This window comes from Ralstonia sp. 25mfcol4.1 (assembly GCF_900104095.1).
GTDB lineage: Bacteria > Pseudomonadota > Gammaproteobacteria > Burkholderiales > Burkholderiaceae > Cupriavidus.
Window position 1 is genome coordinate 203,911 of the sequence record NZ_FNJO01000010.1, and the last position, 17,333, is coordinate 221,243.

Genomic DNA, 17,333 nt, shown 5'->3' on the forward strand with positions numbered 1-17,333 from the left:
CGGCGCCCCGATTTAACGCGGGGCGCCGCAGATCACGCAGTCAATGCGTGAGGATTTACAGCGGCTTGATTGCGCCTGCCTGCTTGCCCTTCGGGCCCTGCTTCACTTCGAAGCTGACCTTCTGGCCTTCTTGCAGCGACTTGAAGCCGTTGCCCTGAATTTCGGAGAAGTGCGCGAACAGGTCTTCACCGCCGTCATCCGGCGAGATGAAACCAAAACCCTTCGCATCGTTAAACCACTTCACGGTACCAGTTGCCATTTTCTGAATATTCCAACAAAAACGAGATAAAGACGACGCCGCCAATATGGCGGACGTGCGGTTACCTTGTATCACACCCCGGCCGTTCGCGACAATCAGGATTGTTCTGACCCCGCCAATTACGCCTTGTCAGGCATCGCACCGACATAGCGGCCTCTCGGGCGGATCACCTGCCCAACTCCCAGCTGTTCCAGACTGTGCGCCAGCAGGCCTATGCTGCGCGCCGTGGCAAACATGGCGAACGCGGCGTCGTCCGGCAGTGCGCAATGAATCACCAGGGCCGCCAGCGCCACATCGATATTGGGCTGCAATCCGGTCAGCCGCGTGGCCTGCTCGATGAAACGGGCGATGCCCGGCGGGGGCGCGAACTGGCTCAGCAGCGCCACGGCACGCGGATCGCCGTCGGGATAGAGATGGTGGCCGAAGCCTGGGAGCGGCTGGCCGGTAGACAGGTACTGCGTGATGACCGGGTCTTCGCCCTGCCGCTCGACTTCGCTGAATAGCGCCTTGACACGCCCCGAGGCGTCGCCGTGCAGGGGCCCCGACAGCGTGGACAGCCCCGAGAGCAGGCAGGCTGGCAGCGACGCGCCGTTCGACGCCGCGATGCGCGCGGCAAATGCCGAACTGGTCAGTTCGTGATCGACCAGTAGCACCATGGCCACGCGTAGCAATTCCGCCACGTTCGGCCCCTGGCCCCAGCCCTGCGCGAAGCGTTCGTGCAGCGGTGCCTGCCCTGGCTGCGCGCCGAATGCGTTGGCCAGCAGCCCCACCAGCGCCTGACCCTCGCCATGCAGCACGCGCGTCATGCGGCCATGTGTGGAATGGCCGGTGGCGGCCAGTTCGGCCAATGCCATGAACGCCGCCACACGCCCCGGCTTGTCGATCCGCACGGACGACGACAGATCCACCGCCTGCGCCGAATCCCACAGCAAGCGCGCCGCGTCTTCCAGCGTGGCCGTGTCGGCCAGGGCCACGGCGTCGCGCCCCCGGAAGTAGAGCCGCTCGCGCACGAACGTCGAGATCGACGTGGGGATGCTGGGCTCGGCACCAAACAGCGTGTTGGTGGCCAGCGTCTCGTGCTTGCGGCCGGCCTGCTTGCGCCTGGCCAGCGTCGCCACATCCTCGGCCCGATACAGGCTGCGGCGGGTATCCGTCGGGTCCGACGTCACCTCGATCTTGCCCCGGCTCACGTACGCGTAGACCGTCTGCGGCCGCACGCCAAGCCGCGAGCACGCTTCGTCCATCGATATCCAGGCTCCCATCTGCACTCCTGCACGTCCCGCGGCATTTTATTTATGTTGATTTTATATATCAATATTGCGTACTGAATCAATATTTAACTACCATGAGTTCCACATTCCAGCCAAAAACGGACCGCTCATGAAGCCTCAGATCCTGCAACTGAATCCCATCCTGATTCCCGCCGCCAATGACGAACTGGCTTCGCTGTACCAGGTACACAAGCTGTTCGAGATCGACGACCAGGACGCCTGGGTCGCGCAGCACGGCGCGTCGATCGAGGCTGTCATCACGGGCGGTCACACCGGCATTTCGCGCGCCATGCTGGAACGCCTGCCGGCCCTGAAGGTAGTGGCCGTCAACGGCGTGGGCACCGACGCGGTCGATCTCGCCTATTGCCGTGAGCGCAAGCTGCCCGTGACCGCCACAATCGGCGCCCTGACCGAGGACGTGGCCGACCTGGCGATCGGCCTGCTGATTGCCGCCTGCCGCAACATCGCCGCGGGCGACCGCTTTGTCCGCGATGGCCAATGGGAACGCTTTCCGCAGCCGTCGGCCATCCCGCTGGCACGCCGCTTCAGCGGCATGCGGGTGGGCATCGTCGGCATGGGCCGCGTAGGCCGTGCGGTAGCCACGCGGGCCGCGGCGTTCGGCTGCCCGATCCGCTACACGGACCTGCGCGCCATGGACGACCTGCCGCACGAATTCGTCCCCGACCTGGTCGATCTGGCACGCCACAGCGACGCCCTGGTGCTGTGCGCCGCGGCCGACAAGGCCGAAGGCATCGTCAATGCCGCCGTGCTCGACGCGCTGGGGCCGCGCGGCTTCCTGGTCAATGTGGCCCGGGGGCGTCTGGTCAATGAAGACGACCTGGCGCAGGCGATCGAGGCCGGCCGCATTGCGGGCGCGGGCCTGGATGTCTTCGTGGATGAACCGCGCGTGCCACTGGCGCTGCGCCGGTCCGACCGCACCACGCTGCAGGCCCACCGCGCCAGCGCCACATGGGAAACGCGCGCCGCGATGATCCGCATGGTGCTCGACAGCGTGGCCGACGGCCTGGCCGGCAAGCGCCCAGCCGCGAGCCTGACCACCTGATACGGCCCGCCGGATCGCAACTGGAGCGCGAAGATGGAATACGTCCTGCCCGCCCCGGCGCCAAGCGCCCTGCCCGTGGTCAACAGCAATGCGCATTTCCCGGTCGGCCGGGTGTTCTGCATCGGGCGCAACTACCGCTGGACCGCGAACGAGCCGGCGGCGGCCGACATGCCCGCCTGGTTCATGAAGCCGTTCACCGCCGTGGCGCCCGCGACCGGCATGCTGCCCTACCCGCCCGGCACCGACGATTTCTGCCACGAAGTGGAACTGGTGGTGGCCATCGGCCGCGATGGGCGCGATATCGACCCCACGCACGCCGAATCGCATATCTGGGGCTATGCCGTCGGCCTCGACATGACGCGCCGCGACCTGCAGCAGGAGGCCAAGCGTGCCGGAGGCCCCTGGGAGCCGGCGAAGGCCTTCGACCATTCGGCACCGTGCAGCCCGATCGTTCCGGCTGCCTCGGTCGGTCATCCGCGCGATGGCGAGATCCGGCTGGCGGTCAACGGCGCGCAGCGCCAGCGCGCCACGCTGGCCGACCTGATCTGGCCCGTGCCGGACCTGATCGCCATGTTGTCGCGCTCGGTAACGCTGCGCGCCGGCGACCTGGTCTTCACTGGCACGCCCGCTGGCGTCGGCCCGCTGCAGCGCGGCGATGTCGTCGACGCCAGCGTGGCGGGCATCGGCCATATCTCGCTGACGGTCACGTAGCGCCTGCGGCGGCTGCGTGCCCTGACACATAGCACCGGCGGCGGCTGCCTGCCCGGACGAACAAGAACGGACAAGACCTCGCATAACGCATCTGGAGACCGCAATGCACCCTTCCCGACGAATCGCGCTGGTCACCGGCGCCGGCAGCGGCGTCGGCCGGCTGACCGCGCTGGCCCTGCTGGACGATGGCTGGACTGTCGTGCTGGCCGGCCGCCGTGCCGACCCGCTGCAAACATTGGCGACCGATGCCGCCGCGCGCGGCCAGACGGCGCTGGCTGTCCCAACCGATGTCACCGACCCCGCCAGCGTGCAGGCGCTGTTCGACACCATCGAGCAGGCGTTCGGCCGCATCGACCTGGTATTCAACAACGCCGGCGTCAACGCGCCGGCCGTACCGATGGACGAACTGCCATTGGACAAGTGGTTCAACGTGGTGAACACCAACGTGACCGGCGTGTTCCTGTGCGCGCGGGCCGCCTTCGGCCTGATGCGCCGGCAGTCCCCCCAGGGCGGGCGGATCATCAACAACGGCTCGGTGTCGTCGCAAACCCCGCGCCCGTTCACCGCGCCCTACACGGCCAGCAAGCACGCCGTCAGCGGCCTGACCAAGGCGCTGGCGCTCGATGGCCGTGCCTTCAACATCGCGGCGGGCCAGATCGACATCGGCAATGCCCTGACCGAACTGTCCGAACGCATGACGCGCGGCGTGCTGCAGGCCAATGGCACCACCGCACCGGAGCCGATGATGGACGCGCGCCACGTGGCCAATGCCGTGCGGCACATGGCATCGCTGCCGCTGGACGCCAACGTATTGAACATGACGGTCATGGCCAGCGCCATGCCGTTCGTCGGCCGCGGCTGACACCCCACCGCGCTCCCGGGGCCTCGCATTCCCGGCGGCACCACCCAGAGTTGACTCAAGTTGACCAATTTCCCAAAGGAGACCCCATGCGATTCACCACACGAAAGCTCATCGCCCTGGCCGGCACCCTGGCTGGCAGCGCCGCGTTGCTGGCGGCACCGGGCGCCGCCTCGGCTCAGAATTATCCGACCCGTCCGGTCACGATCATCGTCCCGGCACCGGCCGGCGGCGGCATCGACCTGATTGCGCGCGTGGTTGGCGAAAAGCTGTCGGTCAAGCTCGGCCAGCCGTTTATCGTCGAGAACCGCCCGGGCGCCTCGAACAACCTCGGCACGGCCGTGCTGGCCAACGCCAAGCCCGACGGCTATACGATCGGCATCGTCGGCGGCAGCCATAACATCAACAAGTTCCTGTTCAGGAACCTGGGCTGGGACCCCGAAAAGAGCTTCGAGCCCATCGTGTACACGCACGAGATTCCGCTGGTGTTCGCGGCGTATCCCAAGCTGCCCGTGAAGACCGTGCCCGAACTGGTGACGTGGATGAAGGCCAATCCGGCCGAAGCCAAGGTGGCCACCTCGGGCCGCGGCAGCGCGCAGGAAATGGCCGCCGAGATGTTCCGCATGGTCAGTGGCGCGCCGGTGCTGCTGGTGCCGTACAAGGGTTCGTCCGCAGCCCACCCCGACCTGATTGCCGGCCGCACGGCGCTCTATATCGACACCATCAGCGCCATCCAGGAACAGGTGAAGTCCGGCAACGTCCGCGCGCTGGCCGTATCCACCCGCAAACGCTCGAAGGCGCTGCCCAACGTACCGACCGCCGACGAACAGGGCCTGAAGGGCTACGACGCCAGCACCAATGGCGGGTTCCTGGCCCCGGCCGGCACGCCCAAGGACATCGTGGCCAGGCTCAATGCCGAGATCAACGCCGCGCTGAAGCTGCCGGAAGTGCGCGCCAAGCTGGAGACGGCTGGCATCGAAATCCAGGGCGGCACCCCGCAGGAGTACGCCGCCGTCATCAGGTCGGACCTGGCGAAATGGGCCAAGGTGGTCAAGGAGGCCAATATCCAGGCCGAATGATTCAGGCCGAATGACCCGGCCCAAAAGATCGCAAGTTGTGCACGCGACGCGCCCGGACGGCACCGGGCGGGCTGGCGACTGGGCTAGAATGCCAGCCTTTCGGCCCCACCCGCTCTCCGGGCGCTCTTGCAGCGTTGGCAGCGTCGGCCGCTCCCCTGCACTGGTTTTCCGCGTCATGCCTCAGCCCCACAACGACACCTCGGTTTCCGATGCCGACATCGAACCCGACCAGATTCACGAGCCCCGGCTCTGGCGCGACAAGGGCTGGACTGCGCGCGTCATCAAGAACGAAGACGGCGATGGCTGGGCCGTCGAGATGGTCCGCGACGGCAGTGCCGAACCTGCCCTGGTCGGTCCATGGACCATGGGCCGCAACAAGGTCGATCCCAAGCCGCTCGATGCCACCGCGCACCAGACCCTCGTGAAGACCGCCTCCGAGGTGATCCGCCGCCACGAGCAGCAGCTGCACGCGCAGCTCAATAAGCAGATTACGATTGAGATCGACGATCAGGTGATCAGCGTCAAACTGGCCATCACACCGGACGAATTCGAGCCATTTGGCACGCTGACGGCCACCAGCCCGTTCGGTGACGTACTCGCCACCACCACCGTGCGGCCCGATTTCCGCCTGACCCGAGACAGCGCCGCGCGCTGGGCAGCCAACGGGTTCGGCAAGATCCGCTGACCGCCTTCCGCGCCTTCCTGGTGACGCCGGGGCGGCAATTTCCGACCACAACCGGCCCCCGCCGGTATCCACGCTATAATCCCGCGTCGTTTGACTGAGCTAGAGCAATGGGTTTCGAACAACTGGCAGGACTGAGGGCAAAACTGGCCGAGCAGGCAAAGAAAGAGGCGCGCGAGAAGGCTCCGCGCCAGCCTGCGCCTGCCGCCAAGCCGAACAAGCCGTCGCGGCCGAACAAGCCGGGCGCAAAACCGGGTGCAAAACCGGCCGCAAAACCGGCTGGCCAGGCGGCACAGCAGGCCCGGCCGGCGACGCCTGTCGATCCGGTGGTGCGTAACATCGGCAAGCTGCAAAAGAAATTCCCGCTGGCGTTCCCGAAGAACCCCGCGCCCAAGGTGCCGCTCAAGATCGGTGTCTTCGACGATCTGCTGACGCACGCCACCGAGCTGGGCCTGTCCGAAGCCGAGCTGCGCGAGGCGATCCGCACGTGGTGCCGTGGCGCCCGCTACTGGACCTGCCTGACGCAGGGCGCGCCGCGTCTGGATCTGGCTGGCCAGCCGGCCGGCGAAGTGACCGAGGCCGATGCGGCACGCGGCCGCCAGCTGCGCTCCGCCCGTCCGAAGCAGAAGCCCGCCCAGCAAAAGCCGGCGGCGCAGAATGCTGCCCAGCCGGCTGCACCGCAGGCCGAAGCGCAGGCCGCCCCGCAGCAGGAAGCCGCGGCGGCAGACACGCCTGCCGAGTCGCCTGTCGAGTCGCCTGCCACACCCGAAACACCTCCCCAGCCGGAATAACGCGCCAGGGGACACCCCGCAGCCCGTCGCACGCACCGCGTACGAACGGGCTGTTTTCCTGGACGAATCGCCATCCCACGGAGTTTTCGCCGCCGCATACTGCCGCAGTCATGCAGCCGGAGATCCCTACCATGAGCGAATTTCGTCCACAGCCCGCACCCGCGTGGGCCGTCCAGCAGTGGTTCAACACTGACCGTCCCCTGTCGATCGAAGCCCTGCGCGGCAAGGTCATCGTTCTGGAAGCGTTCCAGATGCTGTGCCCGGGCTGCGTGTCGCACGGCTTGCCGCAGGCGCTGCGGGTCCATCAGACGTTTCCGTCATCCGAAGTGGCCGTCATCGGCCTGCACACCGTATTCGAGCACCACGACGCCATGACGCCCACGGCGCTGCGCGCGTTCCTGCACGAATACCGGATGCCGTTCCCGGTCGGCGTGGACATGCCCGACGGCCAGGGCGGCGTGCCGCTGACGATGCAGGCCTACGCCATGCGCGGCACGCCGACGCTGATCCTGATCGACGCGCGCGGACGGCTGCGCCGGCAGTATTTCGGCTCGGTCAACGACCTCACGCTGGGCGCCGACATTGCCGAACTGATTCTCGAAGCGCGTGTGGATGCCGATGCAGACAAGGGGCAGCCTTCCGCGCTACCCGCCGGCCATCCAGCCAGCGCGGCTGCCGGCGACTGCGCATCTGGCGCGTGTCTCGTCGACCCGAAATAACCTACCCAAGACCCATGGCAGACACCGGGCCCGGCCCTCACGTTGACGATACCGAGCGCGCCGCGCTGTACCGCATCCTGGCGCTGCGGCGCGACTGCCGGCATTTCACGCCGGGGCCACGTCTGCCCGATGACCAGCTGGAACGCCTGCTGCGCGCCGCCCATCAGGCGCCCTCGGTGGGCATGATGCAGCCGTGGCGGTTCATGCGCCTGAGCACGCCGGCCTGGCGCACGCGGCTGGTGCCGCTGGTGGAAGCCGAACGGCAGGCCACCGCCCGGGAACTGGGCGATCGCGGTGCCGAATTCCTGCGGCTCAAGGTCGAGGGGATTCGCGACTGCGCCGAACTGCTGGCCGTGATTCTGGCGCCCGACGACGGCACGGTTTTCGGCCGTCGCAGCATGCCCGCCGAAATGGCCTGGGCTTCCGCCGCCTGTGCGGTACAGAACCTGTGGCTGGCCGCGCGCGCCGAGAACCTCGGCCTGGGATGGGTATCGATGTTCGACCCCGTCGCCCTGGCGCGCGAGCTCGATCTGCCACCCGGCGCAAAGCCGTTCGGGCTGCTCTGCCTGGGGCCGGTGCCGGCGTTCTACGAGGCGCCGATGCTCGAACAGGAAGGCTGGCGCAGGCGCGCCCCGCTGCAGGACATCCTCTGGGAGCCTCCGGCGCCACCCGAGCCGCCTGCTGCATAGACAATCCATACCGGCACATCGGCTTCCGGGCGCTCCCTATACGGATTTGCTATACCATCGCCGCAGCACCCCTCCATAGACCCCCGGCATGAAGTTCAAGGAAATCCACGCGTTCCAGGCAGTCATGCGCTCCGGCTCGATGACTGCGGCGGCCACCGAGCTCTATACGTCGCAGCCGAACGTGAGCCGGCTGATCGCCCAGCTCGAATACTCGACCGGCCTGACGTTGTTCACGCGCACCGCGGGCCGCCTGCACCCCACGGAAGAAGCGCTGGCCTTCGTGCGCGAGGTCGAACGCGCCTTCGTCGGCCTTGACGCCCTCAAGGACGCGGCGCGCAATATCCGTCAGTTCGGCAAGGGCCGCCTGCGCATTGCCACGGTGCCGTCGCTGGCGATGACCGTGGTGCCGCTGGTGCTGCAGCGGTTTCATGCCGAGTACCCCGACGTCAACGTGGCCATGGAAACGGGCAGTACCCAGCTGGTGGCCGACCAGGTCGGCAGCCGCTACTGCGATCTGGGGCTGGTCTCGTTCCTGCCGCCCGCCGCCGTGACCGAAGCCCGGCCCGTGGCCGAATTGTCGGGCTGTTGCGTGCTGCCGCCCGGACACCGGCTTGCCTCGCTCGAAGCGATCACGCCCGCCGACCTGGCCGGCGAATCGTTCATCTCGATGAGCCATGGCGATGGCCTGCGCGCTGCCGTGGATGCCGCGTTCGCCAGCGACGACCGGCGCGTGATGCACTTCGAGACCCCCTACGGCGCCACCATCTGCAAGATGGTCGGCCTGGGCCTCGGGGTCGGCATCGTCAATCCCCTGGTTGCCCGCATGCACGCCGCCGAAGTCGTCATCCGGCCATTCCGGCCGCAGATCCCGTTTGTCAGCTACCTGCTGCTGGCCCGCAACCGCCCGGCCAATGTGCTGGTGGATCGATTCACCGAACGGATGATCGAGGTGATCGCTGCCGAAACGGCATCCCTGCCGGCCACCCTATCAGGTTTTGGTATGGCCGCCTGACAGACTCGTATTTGCACGCGGGGTGCTGGCTCCGCAATACTCGTCCCGACAGACACACCGGCCAGATCGCCCCGGATGGCCGGCGGCGTCACGATTCTTGCGAGTACCCGACATGAATTCCAGCAGGGCCCAAGGCCCGCACATTCCCTACGGGAGGCGCCGCTGATGGTGGCCTCCGCTCCCCGATTTCCGGTATTCGACGTCGCCGTGGTGGGCGGCGGCCTGGTCGGCTCCGCCGTGGCCTATGGCCTGCGCAATCGCGTGGGTGCCATTGCCGTGCTGGATGAAGGCGATATCGCCCTGCGCGCCTCGCGCGGCAATTTCGGCCTGGTCTGGCTGCAGAGCAAGGGCTATGGCATGGGTGCCTACAGCCGCTGGACGCTGAATTCGACGCGCCTGTGGCCGCAACTGGCGGCCGGCCTGCTCAAGGAAACCGGCATCGACGTCGCGCTGGAACAGAAAGGCGGCCTCACGCCGCTGATGGGCGACTACGAGGTGGAAGCCCGCCTGGCGTGGGTCAATACGCTGATGTCCCAGCCTGGCGTCGAGCCGTACGAGTGGAAGCTGCTCGATCACCACCAGGCGGCGTCGCTGGTGCCCGGCCTCGGCCCGGACGTGACCGGCGCGATCTGGACCCCGCACGACGGCATCGTCAATCCGCTCAAGCTGCTGCGCGCGTTCCATACCGCGTTCAGCACGAGCGGGGTCGAATACCTGCCGCACCATGGCGTCACCCATATCGCGCAGCAGCCCGGCGGCGATTTCGTGCTGGCCACGCCGAACGGCGAGGTGCGGGCGCGCAAGATCGTGCTGGCCGGCGGCCTGCGCAACGGCGACCTGGGCGCCATGGTGGGCATCGACCTGCCGATGGCGCCGCAGCGCGGCCAGATCCTGGTCCTGGAGCGCACCCACCGCCTGCTGGACACCCCCATGGTCACGCTGCGCCAGAACGACGAAGGCAGCTGGCTGGTCGGCGATTCGCAGGAAGACGCCGGCTATGCCGACCAGGTGACCACGCTCCCCGTGCTGGCCACGCTGGCCGACCGCGCCGTGCGGACGCTGCCCGCGTTGCGCGACGTCCGCGCCGTGCGCGCCTGGTCAGCCCTGCGCGTGCGCGCCAGGGACGGCTTTCCGGTCTACGAGCAATCGGCCACGCATCCGGGCGCGTTCATCGTCACCTGCCATAGCGGTGTGACGCTGGCCGCCACCCACGCCATGCACCTGGCCCCGATGATCGCCGCCGGCGCGCTGGCGCCGGAGCTGGACACCTTTTCGACCCGGAGATTCCATGTTCAGAAGAATTGACGCGGCCGTGCTGCAAGGGACGGCGCGCAGCGTGCGGGTCACCGTGGATGGCACCGCGCTCGAATGCCGCGAAGGCGATAGCGTCGCCGCCGCACTGTTTGCCGCCGGCGTGCTGGCCTGCCGCGACACCGCCGTATCGGGCGCCGCACGCGGCCCGTATTGCATGATGGGCGTCTGCTACGACTGCCTGGTGCGCATCGATGGCCGGCCCAACCAGCAGGCCTGCATGACCCGCGTGCAGGACGGCATGAAGGTGGAGCGCCAGCTTGGCGCACGCGAGGTGGCAGCATGACGGCCGACATCACGACGTGCGACCTGCTGGTGATCGGCGCCGGCCCGGCCGGGCTGGCCGCTGCCACCCAGGCGGCCGAACTGGGCCTGTCGACCGTGCTGATCGACGAGCAACCCGCACCGGGCGGGCAGATCTATCGCGCCATCGGCAACACGCCGGTACAGAACCGCGCCATCCTGGGGCAGGACTACTGGCACGGCCTGAGCCTGCTGGAGCCGTTCGCCAGGAGCGGCGCACGCCATGTTCCGGCCGCCACCGTGTGGTCGATCAATGCACGCGACGGTCAGCCCGAGGGGCAGTCCGCCGGCTACGAGGTCGCCTATTCGGTGGCCCGCGCCGGCCAGGACCCGCAGGCCGCGCTGCTGCACTGCCGCCATATCATCCTGGCCACCGGCGCGCAGGAGCGGCCATTCCCGATCCCCGGCTGGACCCTGCCGGGCGTGATCACGGCGGGCGCCGCGCAGATCCTGCTGAAGACATCGGGCGTGGTGCCCGAAGGCCGGACCGTGCTGGCAGGCGGCGGCCCGCTGCTCTATCTGCTGGCGTGGCAGTACCTGAATGCCGGCGTGAAGCTGCAGGCGATTCTGGAAACCACGGCCAGCGGCCAATGGCGCCAGGCGCTGCCGCATGCCTGGGGCTTCCTGCGCTCGCCCTATCTGGGCAAGGGGCTGAAGCTGCTGCGCGCCGTGCGCAAGGCGGTGCCCATCGTCAGCGGCGTGACCGCGCTGGAAGCCGTGGCCGGGCCCGGCGGCCAGGTCGCCGAACTGCGCTACGAGGCCGACGGCCAGCGCCACACCATCGCCATCGACCAGTTGCTGCTGCACCAGGGCGTGGTGCCGAATACCAACCTGTCGCGCGCCGTGGGCGCCGAGCATGTCTGGAACGAACGCCAGGACTGCTGGCAGCCGCAGGTCGACGACTGGGGCGCCACGTCGGTGCCGCACGTCAGCATTGCCGGCGACGGCGCGGGCATTGCCGGCGCCGTGGCGGCCGAGCACCGGGGCCGTATCGCCGCCGCGCACGCGGCCGCTGCGCTGGGCCGCATCAGTACCGACACGCGCGACCGCACGGCGGCCCAGCCGCGCGCCGAACTGGCACGCGCCACGCGCGGCCGCGAATTTTTCGAGGTGCTGTACCGCCCGCTGCCGCAGTTCCGCCGCCCGGTAGGCGACACCATCGTCTGCCGCTGCGAGGAAGCCACCGCCGAACAGGTGCGCCATGCCGCGCGCATCGGTTGCCAGGGGCCGAACCAGCTGAAGGCGTTCCTGCGCTGCGGCATGGGCCCCTGCCAGGGCCGCTTCTGCGGGCTGACCGTGACCGAACTGATCGCCGACGAGCAGCAGCGGCATCCGCGTGATGTGGGCTACTACCGGCTGCGGTTTCCCACCAAGCCGGTGACGCTTGGCGAAATTGCGACGTTGCCACAGACCGAGGCATCGCGCGAAGCGGTGGTGCGATTCAAGAAATAAGCCGCGACATGGCGGAACGCGTGGCCGGATTGCGATGCAGGCCGGCCACGCCAGCAGCAAACGCATACACAAAATGAGCGGGAGCCGGGATACACCGCGCCTCGCCAGTTGGACCAGCACAGCGAGTTCATCCTGAGAGCACTCATCAACCCATCCTTTCGAGAATCAACCATGGTGTTTTCCAAGATCGTTCCCGCTCTCGCGCTCGCATTGGCCGCTGCCTCGGCCGCCACCCCTGCCCTGGCCCAGGAACTGCCGCCGGGCCCGCTCCGCATGCTGGTCGGATTTGCCCCCGGCGGCGGCAACGACGTCATCGCCCGCACGGTCGCCACGCAATTCCAGCTGAACACCAGGACGACGATCGTGGTGGAAAACAAGCCCGGCGGCGGCAGCACGCTGGCCACCGCCGAGATGGCGCGCGCGAAGCCCGATGGCTCGGTGCTGCTGCTGGGCTCGGTCGGCGGCCAGGCCATCGCGCCGTCGATCTACAGCAAGCTGCCCTACGATCCGGTCAAGGGCGTGCAGCCGGTGTCGCTGGTGGCCAAGTCGGCCAACGCGCTGGTGGTCAACAACGACCTGCCGGTCAAGAACGTGCAGGAACTGCTGGCCTACGCCAAGGCCCATCCCGGCAAGCTCAACGTGACGTCGCCCGGCAATGGCACGATCTCGCACCTGTCGGCCGAACTGTTCAAGAGCATGGCGGGCGTGTCCATCACGCATATTCCGTATCGCGGCGATGCCCCGGCCATGCAGGACGTGATGGCCGGCCAGGCCCAGATGACGTTTGCCAGCCTGCCCTCCGCCAAGGCCGGCGCCGATTCCGGCAAGGTCCGCATCCTGGCCGTGACCAGCGCCAAACGCGTGGAAACGATGCCGAACGTGCCGACCATCGCCGAATCGGGCGTGCCGGGCTACGAGGTGGTGTCGTGGTATGGCGTTTTTACGACGGGCGGCACGCCGATGCCGACCGTCAACCGCCTGGCCCAGGAAATCGCGGCCGTGGTGGCGCAACCGTCGATCCGCGAATCGATCGCCAAGCAGGGCATGGAGCCCAGCGCGCTGGGCCCGGTTGAGTTCACGCAACTGGTGAACCGCGACACCCAGAAGTGGGACAAGGTGGTGAAGAGCGTCGGCATCAAGCTGGACTGACCGATCCGACCCGCGTACCGAATGCCGGAGCATCGCAGACACAGCGGATAGAATTCGCGGCTACGTCACCATTCGCGCCACACTGAACCGGACATGGCACATACAAGCCGCGCGCTGCACTGGTCCGCGCTCCTGGCCGGTACGCTCGCATTGAGCTACCTGCTGCAGCCCGTGATATCGACGGCCAGCGTGCTGGTTGCCGCGATGGGGTGCGCCATGGTCGCCGGTTTCATGGACGTCAGGCTGCGCATCCGCCCCGCGTTGACGGCGTTCGCGCAGGCCATGACCGGGACGGCCATCGCCAGCACGCTGCATCTGGCCGAACTGCTTGAAGCGGCGTCGGACGGGCTGGTGGTGCTGGGCGTGGCCCTGACCATCGGCAGCGCCGCGGCCGTGGGCTGGCTGCTGGTCCGCTATTCGCCGCTGCCTGGCACCACGGGCGCGTGGGGCAGCCTGCCCGGCGCGGCGTCGATCATGGGCGCCCTGGCCACCGAGAACGGCGGCGACGGCATCCTGGTGTCGCTGATGCAGTACCTGCGCGTGGTGCTGGTGGTCGTCACCGGGCCGCTGGTAGCCCATGCCATCGTCGATGCACAGATGGCGACGGCCTCGGCATCGACGACGGCTGGCCAGGCATTCAGCCATGTCTCGCCCGTCGGCACGCCGGTCGCCATCGGCATTGCGATCGTCGGGTGCTGGATCGGTGTGCGCTTCCGCATCCTGGCCGGGGCGTTCCTGGTGCCGCTGGCGCTGGGCGCCGTGTGGGTGACGCTGGTGCCGGCCCCGGTGGTGGTGCCCACGCCGCTGCTCGGCTGCGGCTTCGCGGTGCTGGGCTGGACCATCGGCCTGCAGTTCCGGCGCGACCTGCTGCGGCCTTTGGTGGCGTCGCTGCCGACCATGCTGGCCGCCATCGTGGCGATGATGGGACTGTGCGCCGCCTCGGCGTGGTTGATCTCCGCCAGCCACAAGGTCAGCTTCCTGACGGCCTACCTGGCCACGTCGCCGGGCGGCGTGGAATCGATCGTGGCCATCGCGCTCGGCACCAACGCGGACATGAATTTCGTGGTGGCCACCCAGACGCTGCGGCTGTTCTCGGTCGTGCTGATCGGGCCATGGCTGGCCAGGCGCATTGGCATGTCGACCGGCGGGTCGGGCGGCGGGGGCGGGTCGGGCGGCGGGTCGGGCGGCTGACGCCGTCAGGCCGTCAGATATGCCGCCGCGCCCGCCCCGGCCACCCGTCCACTGGCGAAGCAGGCCGTCAGCAGATAGCCGCCGGTCGGTGCTTCCCAGTCCAGCATTTCGCCGGCGCAGAACATGCCCGGGACCGCGTTGAGCATCAAGTGATCGTCCATCGCCTCGAAGCGGACGCCGCCCGCCGTGCTGATCACTTCGTCGATGGGTCGCGCGCGGATCAGCACCAGCGGCAGCGCCTTGATGGCGGCGGCCAGTGCCACGGGGTCGTGCATCGCTTCCCTCGTCAGCACCTCGCGCAGCAGCCGTGCCTTGACGCCGGTGATGCCCAGCCGACTCTGCAGGTGGCTGGACACCGAGCGCGATCCGCGCGGTCGTCCGACTTCGGCGGCAACGTCCTCGGCAGAGCGCCCCGGCGCCAGGTCCAGCGTGACGGTGGCGCTGCCGTGCGCATCGATCAGGTCGCGGATCGGGGCGGACAGCGCGTAGACCAGGCTGCCTTCGATGCCGGTTTCGCTGATCACGAACTCTCCTTGCCGATGCAGGACGGTGCCGTCGGGCGCGGTCACGCCGATGGCCACCGATTTGACGGGATCCCCGGCGTGCTGGCTCCGGAACACCTCGCTCCATTCGATATCGAAGCCGCAGTTGGCCGGCCGCAGCGGCGCCACATCGACACCCCGGGCTGACAGCATCGGCACCCACGCGCCATCGGACCCAAGCCGCGCCCAACTGCCGCCGCCCAGCGCCAGCACCACGGCGCGGGCCGCCACTTCCACCTCGACCTGCTCCTCGCCCCTGCGGGTGGCAAAGCGCAGCACGTGCCAGCCATCGGCAGACTGCCCGAAGCCAATCCAGCGATGCCGGACGTGCAGGCGCATTCCGGCTTCGCGCAGGCGATGGAGCCACGCGCGCAGCAGCGGGGCGGCCTTCATGTCGGTGGGGAACACCCGGCCAGAACTGCCCACGAAGGTGTCGATGCCCAGCCCATGCACCCAGGCGCGAAGCCGGGCGGCATCGAATGTGTCGAGCAACGGCCCGATGCGGTCGGCGCGCACGCCGTAGCGGCCCAGGAAGGCATCGGCCGCCTCCGAATGCGTGATGTTCATGCCGCCCTTGCCCGCCATCAGGAACTTGCGCCCCACCGACGGCATGGCGTCGTAGACATCCACCGGCAACCCCTGCGCGGCCAGCATCTCGGCCGCCATCAGGCCGGCCGGACCACCGCCAACGACAATGGCACCGGCAAGGCGGACGGGTTCGGCGGAAGTGACAGCGGACATGGAATCGATGATGTGGCGGTGGCGGAAAGCCGGCGAATTATAAGCGTAGCGATGTGCGGGCATGACCGGCGCCCGCGCTTGCAGCCGGTACGCCTGCACGCCAGTGACCGGGTGACGGCGCCGCCGCCGGGTGCGGTCTCAGGCACCATGCCCGGTGACCGTTGGCGCCGGCCTGTCTTAGAATCGCTCTCCATCGACATCCGCGCCGGTTGGCCCCAATGTTTGCGGCAGGCTTTCCGCAGGTGTCCTTTTTCCAGATTCGCAGGAGTTCGCCATGCAAGACCCACAAAAATCGCCGCCCACCGTTGCCGAAGGCTGGCAGGCCCCGCCGCCAGACCGCACGAGCGTGACCGATGACGCGCATGTCGACGACATCATCCCCCTGCCCCCGCCTGAACACCTGATCCGCTTCTTCCCGATCCGCGGCACGCCGGTAGAGTCGCTGGTGACCCAGACGCGCCAGCGCATCTCGCGCATCCTGCACGGCCAGGACGATCGCCTGCTGGTCATCATGGGCCCCTGCTCGATCCACGACCCGCAGGCCGCCCTGGAATATGCGCGGCGGCTGATGGCGCAGCGCGAGCACTATGCCGACTCCCTAGAAATCGTGATGCGGGTGTATTTCGAGAAGCCCCGCACCACGGTGGGCTGGAAGGGCCTGATCAACGACCCGTACCTGGACGAGAGCTATCGCATCGACGAAGGCCTGCGCATTGCGCGCAGCCTGCTGCTGGACATCAACCGGCTGGGCCTGCCGGCCGCCGGCGAGTTCCTGGACGTGATTTCGCCCCAATATATCGGCGACCTGATCTGCTGGGGCGCGATTGGCGCCCGCACCACCGAGAGCCAGGTGCACCGGGAGCTGGCTTCGGGCATTTCCGCGCCCATCGGCTTCAAGAACGGCACCGACGGCAACATCAAGATCGCCATCGACGCCATCCAGGCCGCATCGCGGCCGCATCACTTCCTGGGGGTACACAAGAACGGCCAGGTGGCGACGGTCCATACCAAGGGCAACCCGGACTGCCACGTCATCCTGCGCGGCGGCAAGGCGCCCAACTACGATGCCGATTCCGTGGCCACCGCATGCCGCGAACTGGAAGCGGCCGGGCTGCGCAATACGCTGATGGTGGATTGCAGCCATGCCAACAGCAGCAAGCAGCACCAGAAGCAGATCGACGTGGCGGCCGACCTGGCGCGGCAGGTCAGCGCCGGTAGCGGGTCGATCTTCGGTGTCATGGTGGAAAGCCACCTGCTGCCCGGCGCGCAGAAATTCACGCCGGGCGAACACCAGCCGTGCAACCTGACCTACGGCCAGAGCATCACCGATGCGTGCATCGGCTGGGACGATTCGGTGGCGGTGCTGGAAACGCTGAGCCAGGCGGTCAAGGCGCGCCGCGCGGTGGCCAAGCCGTGAGCGGGAAGCCGGCCGATGTGGACGCCGGCTGGATCGTGGCAGGCGCGACGGCCAGGGCCTGAGGAAGCCCTGCGCCCGTCGCTGCCCCGGCG

General features: G+C 68.2%; 18 protein-coding genes. 15 read left to right on the forward strand and 3 right to left on the reverse strand.

Annotated elements, in window-relative coordinates; genetic code table 11:
* Window positions 1-55: 55 nt before the first annotated feature.
* Both BLQ58_RS18780 and BLQ58_RS18785 read right to left on the reverse strand, forming a co-directional pair.
* Window positions 56-259, reverse strand: coding sequence for a cold-shock protein (locus BLQ58_RS18780; RefSeq protein ID WP_066740354.1), 204 nt, complete (start codon window positions 257-259; stop codon window positions 56-58).
* A 119-nt stretch (window positions 260-378) separates the two neighbouring features.
* Window positions 379-1,521 (reverse strand): citrate/2-methylcitrate synthase, encoded by a 1,143-nt coding sequence (locus BLQ58_RS18785; RefSeq protein WP_092601022.1) that lies wholly within the window; start codon window positions 1,519-1,521, stop codon window positions 379-381.
* Between the two features lie 118 nt (window positions 1,522-1,639).
* Here BLQ58_RS18785 and BLQ58_RS18790 point away from each other — a divergent pair, with 118 nt between their 5' ends.
* From BLQ58_RS18790 to BLQ58_RS18855, 14 genes are all read left to right on the forward strand, one after another.
* Window positions 1,640-2,593 (forward strand): 2-hydroxyacid dehydrogenase, encoded by a 954-nt coding sequence (locus BLQ58_RS18790; RefSeq protein ID WP_092601024.1) that lies wholly within the window; start codon window positions 1,640-1,642, stop codon window positions 2,591-2,593.
* A gap of 33 nt (window positions 2,594-2,626) precedes the next feature.
* Entirely contained in the window at window positions 2,627-3,304 is a 678-nt protein-coding gene (locus BLQ58_RS18795) for a fumarylacetoacetate hydrolase family protein (RefSeq protein WP_092601026.1), read from the forward strand.
* Between the two features lie 103 nt (window positions 3,305-3,407).
* Window positions 3,408-4,166 carry an SDR family oxidoreductase gene (locus BLQ58_RS18800; protein WP_092601028.1) on the forward strand — a complete coding sequence of 253 codons (759 nt, stop codon included), beginning with the start codon at window positions 3,408-3,410 and terminating at the stop codon, window positions 4,164-4,166.
* 86 nt (window positions 4,167-4,252) lie between these two features.
* Window positions 4,253-5,242, forward strand: a complete 990-nt coding sequence (locus BLQ58_RS18805; RefSeq protein WP_092601030.1) for a Bug family tripartite tricarboxylate transporter substrate binding protein — start codon at window positions 4,253-4,255, stop codon at window positions 5,240-5,242.
* A gap of 175 nt (window positions 5,243-5,417) precedes the next feature.
* Window positions 5,418-5,927, forward strand: coding sequence for a hypothetical protein (locus BLQ58_RS18810; protein WP_092601032.1), 510 nt, complete (start codon window positions 5,418-5,420; stop codon window positions 5,925-5,927).
* A 107-nt stretch (window positions 5,928-6,034) separates the two neighbouring features.
* Window positions 6,035-6,715, forward strand: a complete 681-nt coding sequence (locus tag BLQ58_RS18815; RefSeq protein WP_092601034.1) for a ProQ/FinO family protein — start codon at window positions 6,035-6,037, stop codon at window positions 6,713-6,715.
* Window positions 6,716-6,846: 131 nt separating this feature from the next.
* Complete coding sequence (locus tag BLQ58_RS18820; protein ID WP_139186140.1) at window positions 6,847-7,434, forward strand: redoxin domain-containing protein; 588 nt, start codon at window positions 6,847-6,849, stop codon at window positions 7,432-7,434.
* A gap of 14 nt (window positions 7,435-7,448) precedes the next feature.
* On the forward strand, window positions 7,449-8,123 hold the full coding sequence (gene bluB / locus BLQ58_RS18825; protein WP_092601036.1) for a 5,6-dimethylbenzimidazole synthase: 675 nt from the start codon (window positions 7,449-7,451) through the stop codon (window positions 8,121-8,123).
* An 88-nt stretch (window positions 8,124-8,211) separates the two neighbouring features.
* Window positions 8,212-9,135, forward strand: coding sequence for a LysR substrate-binding domain-containing protein (locus BLQ58_RS18830; protein WP_092601038.1), 924 nt, complete (start codon window positions 8,212-8,214; stop codon window positions 9,133-9,135).
* Window positions 9,136-9,300: 165 nt separating this feature from the next.
* Complete coding sequence (locus tag BLQ58_RS18835) at window positions 9,301-10,440, forward strand: NAD(P)/FAD-dependent oxidoreductase (RefSeq protein WP_092601040.1); 1,140 nt, start codon at window positions 9,301-9,303, stop codon at window positions 10,438-10,440.
* Entirely contained in the window at window positions 10,424-10,732 is a 309-nt protein-coding gene (locus tag BLQ58_RS18840; RefSeq protein WP_092601042.1) for a (2Fe-2S)-binding protein, read from the forward strand. The genes BLQ58_RS18835 and BLQ58_RS18840 overlap by 17 nt, the downstream gene beginning before the upstream one ends.
* Window positions 10,729-12,201, forward strand: coding sequence for an FAD/NAD(P)-dependent oxidoreductase (locus BLQ58_RS18845; protein WP_092601044.1), 1,473 nt, complete (start codon window positions 10,729-10,731; stop codon window positions 12,199-12,201). The genes BLQ58_RS18840 and BLQ58_RS18845 overlap by 4 nt, the downstream gene beginning before the upstream one ends.
* Window positions 12,202-12,372: 171 nt before the next feature.
* Complete coding sequence (locus tag BLQ58_RS18850) at window positions 12,373-13,350, forward strand: Bug family tripartite tricarboxylate transporter substrate binding protein (RefSeq protein ID WP_254776014.1); 978 nt, start codon at window positions 12,373-12,375, stop codon at window positions 13,348-13,350.
* A gap of 93 nt (window positions 13,351-13,443) precedes the next feature.
* Window positions 13,444-14,541 (forward strand): AbrB family transcriptional regulator, encoded by a 1,098-nt coding sequence (locus BLQ58_RS18855; protein WP_092601046.1) that lies wholly within the window; start codon window positions 13,444-13,446, stop codon window positions 14,539-14,541.
* A gap of 5 nt (window positions 14,542-14,546) precedes the next feature.
* Here the strand turns inward: BLQ58_RS18855 and BLQ58_RS18860 are convergent, their stop codons facing one another.
* Window positions 14,547-15,824, reverse strand: coding sequence for a TIGR03862 family flavoprotein (locus BLQ58_RS18860; protein ID WP_092601182.1), 1,278 nt, complete (start codon window positions 15,822-15,824; stop codon window positions 14,547-14,549).
* Between the two features lie 274 nt (window positions 15,825-16,098).
* Between BLQ58_RS18860 and BLQ58_RS18865 the strand changes: the two genes are divergently transcribed.
* Window positions 16,099-17,241, forward strand: coding sequence for a 3-deoxy-7-phosphoheptulonate synthase (locus BLQ58_RS18865; protein WP_092601048.1), 1,143 nt, complete (start codon window positions 16,099-16,101; stop codon window positions 17,239-17,241).
* Window positions 17,242-17,333 lie beyond the last annotated feature (92 nt).

What these genes read in the sequence shown, in the direction of transcription:
- BLQ58_RS18800 (WP_092601028.1), top strand. Translation starts at nt 3,408, where the DNA reads ATGCACCCTTCCCGACGAATCGCGCTGGTCACCGGCGCCGGCAGCGGC.
- BLQ58_RS18860 (WP_092601182.1), bottom strand. Translation starts at nt 15,824, where the DNA reads ATGTCCGCTGTCACTTCCGCCGAACCCGTCCGCCTTGCCGGTGCCATT.
- BLQ58_RS18845 (WP_092601044.1), top strand. Translation starts at nt 10,729, where the DNA reads ATGACGGCCGACATCACGACGTGCGACCTGCTGGTGATCGGCGCCGGC.
- BLQ58_RS18810 (WP_092601032.1), top strand. Translation starts at nt 5,418, where the DNA reads ATGCCTCAGCCCCACAACGACACCTCGGTTTCCGATGCCGACATCGAA.
- BLQ58_RS18850 (WP_254776014.1), top strand. Translation starts at nt 12,373, where the DNA reads ATGGTGTTTTCCAAGATCGTTCCCGCTCTCGCGCTCGCATTGGCCGCT.
- BLQ58_RS18795 (WP_092601026.1), top strand. Translation starts at nt 2,627, where the DNA reads ATGGAATACGTCCTGCCCGCCCCGGCGCCAAGCGCCCTGCCCGTGGTC.
- BLQ58_RS18865 (WP_092601048.1), top strand. Translation starts at nt 16,099, where the DNA reads ATGCAAGACCCACAAAAATCGCCGCCCACCGTTGCCGAAGGCTGGCAG.
- BLQ58_RS18790 (WP_092601024.1), top strand. Translation starts at nt 1,640, where the DNA reads ATGAAGCCTCAGATCCTGCAACTGAATCCCATCCTGATTCCCGCCGCC.
- BLQ58_RS18780 (WP_066740354.1), bottom strand. Translation starts at nt 259, where the DNA reads ATGGCAACTGGTACCGTGAAGTGGTTTAACGATGCGAAGGGTTTTGGT.
- BLQ58_RS18830 (WP_092601038.1), top strand. Translation starts at nt 8,212, where the DNA reads ATGAAGTTCAAGGAAATCCACGCGTTCCAGGCAGTCATGCGCTCCGGC.
- BLQ58_RS18815 (WP_092601034.1), top strand. Translation starts at nt 6,035, where the DNA reads ATGGGTTTCGAACAACTGGCAGGACTGAGGGCAAAACTGGCCGAGCAG.
- BLQ58_RS18805 (WP_092601030.1), top strand. Translation starts at nt 4,253, where the DNA reads ATGCGATTCACCACACGAAAGCTCATCGCCCTGGCCGGCACCCTGGCT.
- BLQ58_RS18820 (WP_139186140.1), top strand. Translation starts at nt 6,847, where the DNA reads ATGAGCGAATTTCGTCCACAGCCCGCACCCGCGTGGGCCGTCCAGCAG.
- BLQ58_RS18855 (WP_092601046.1), top strand. Translation starts at nt 13,444, where the DNA reads ATGGCACATACAAGCCGCGCGCTGCACTGGTCCGCGCTCCTGGCCGGT.
- bluB (WP_092601036.1), top strand. Translation starts at nt 7,449, where the DNA reads ATGGCAGACACCGGGCCCGGCCCTCACGTTGACGATACCGAGCGCGCC.
- BLQ58_RS18840 (WP_092601042.1), top strand. Translation starts at nt 10,424, where the DNA reads ATGTTCAGAAGAATTGACGCGGCCGTGCTGCAAGGGACGGCGCGCAGC.
- BLQ58_RS18835 (WP_092601040.1), top strand. Translation starts at nt 9,301, where the DNA reads ATGGTGGCCTCCGCTCCCCGATTTCCGGTATTCGACGTCGCCGTGGTG.
- BLQ58_RS18785 (WP_092601022.1), bottom strand. Translation starts at nt 1,521, where the DNA reads ATGGGAGCCTGGATATCGATGGACGAAGCGTGCTCGCGGCTTGGCGTG.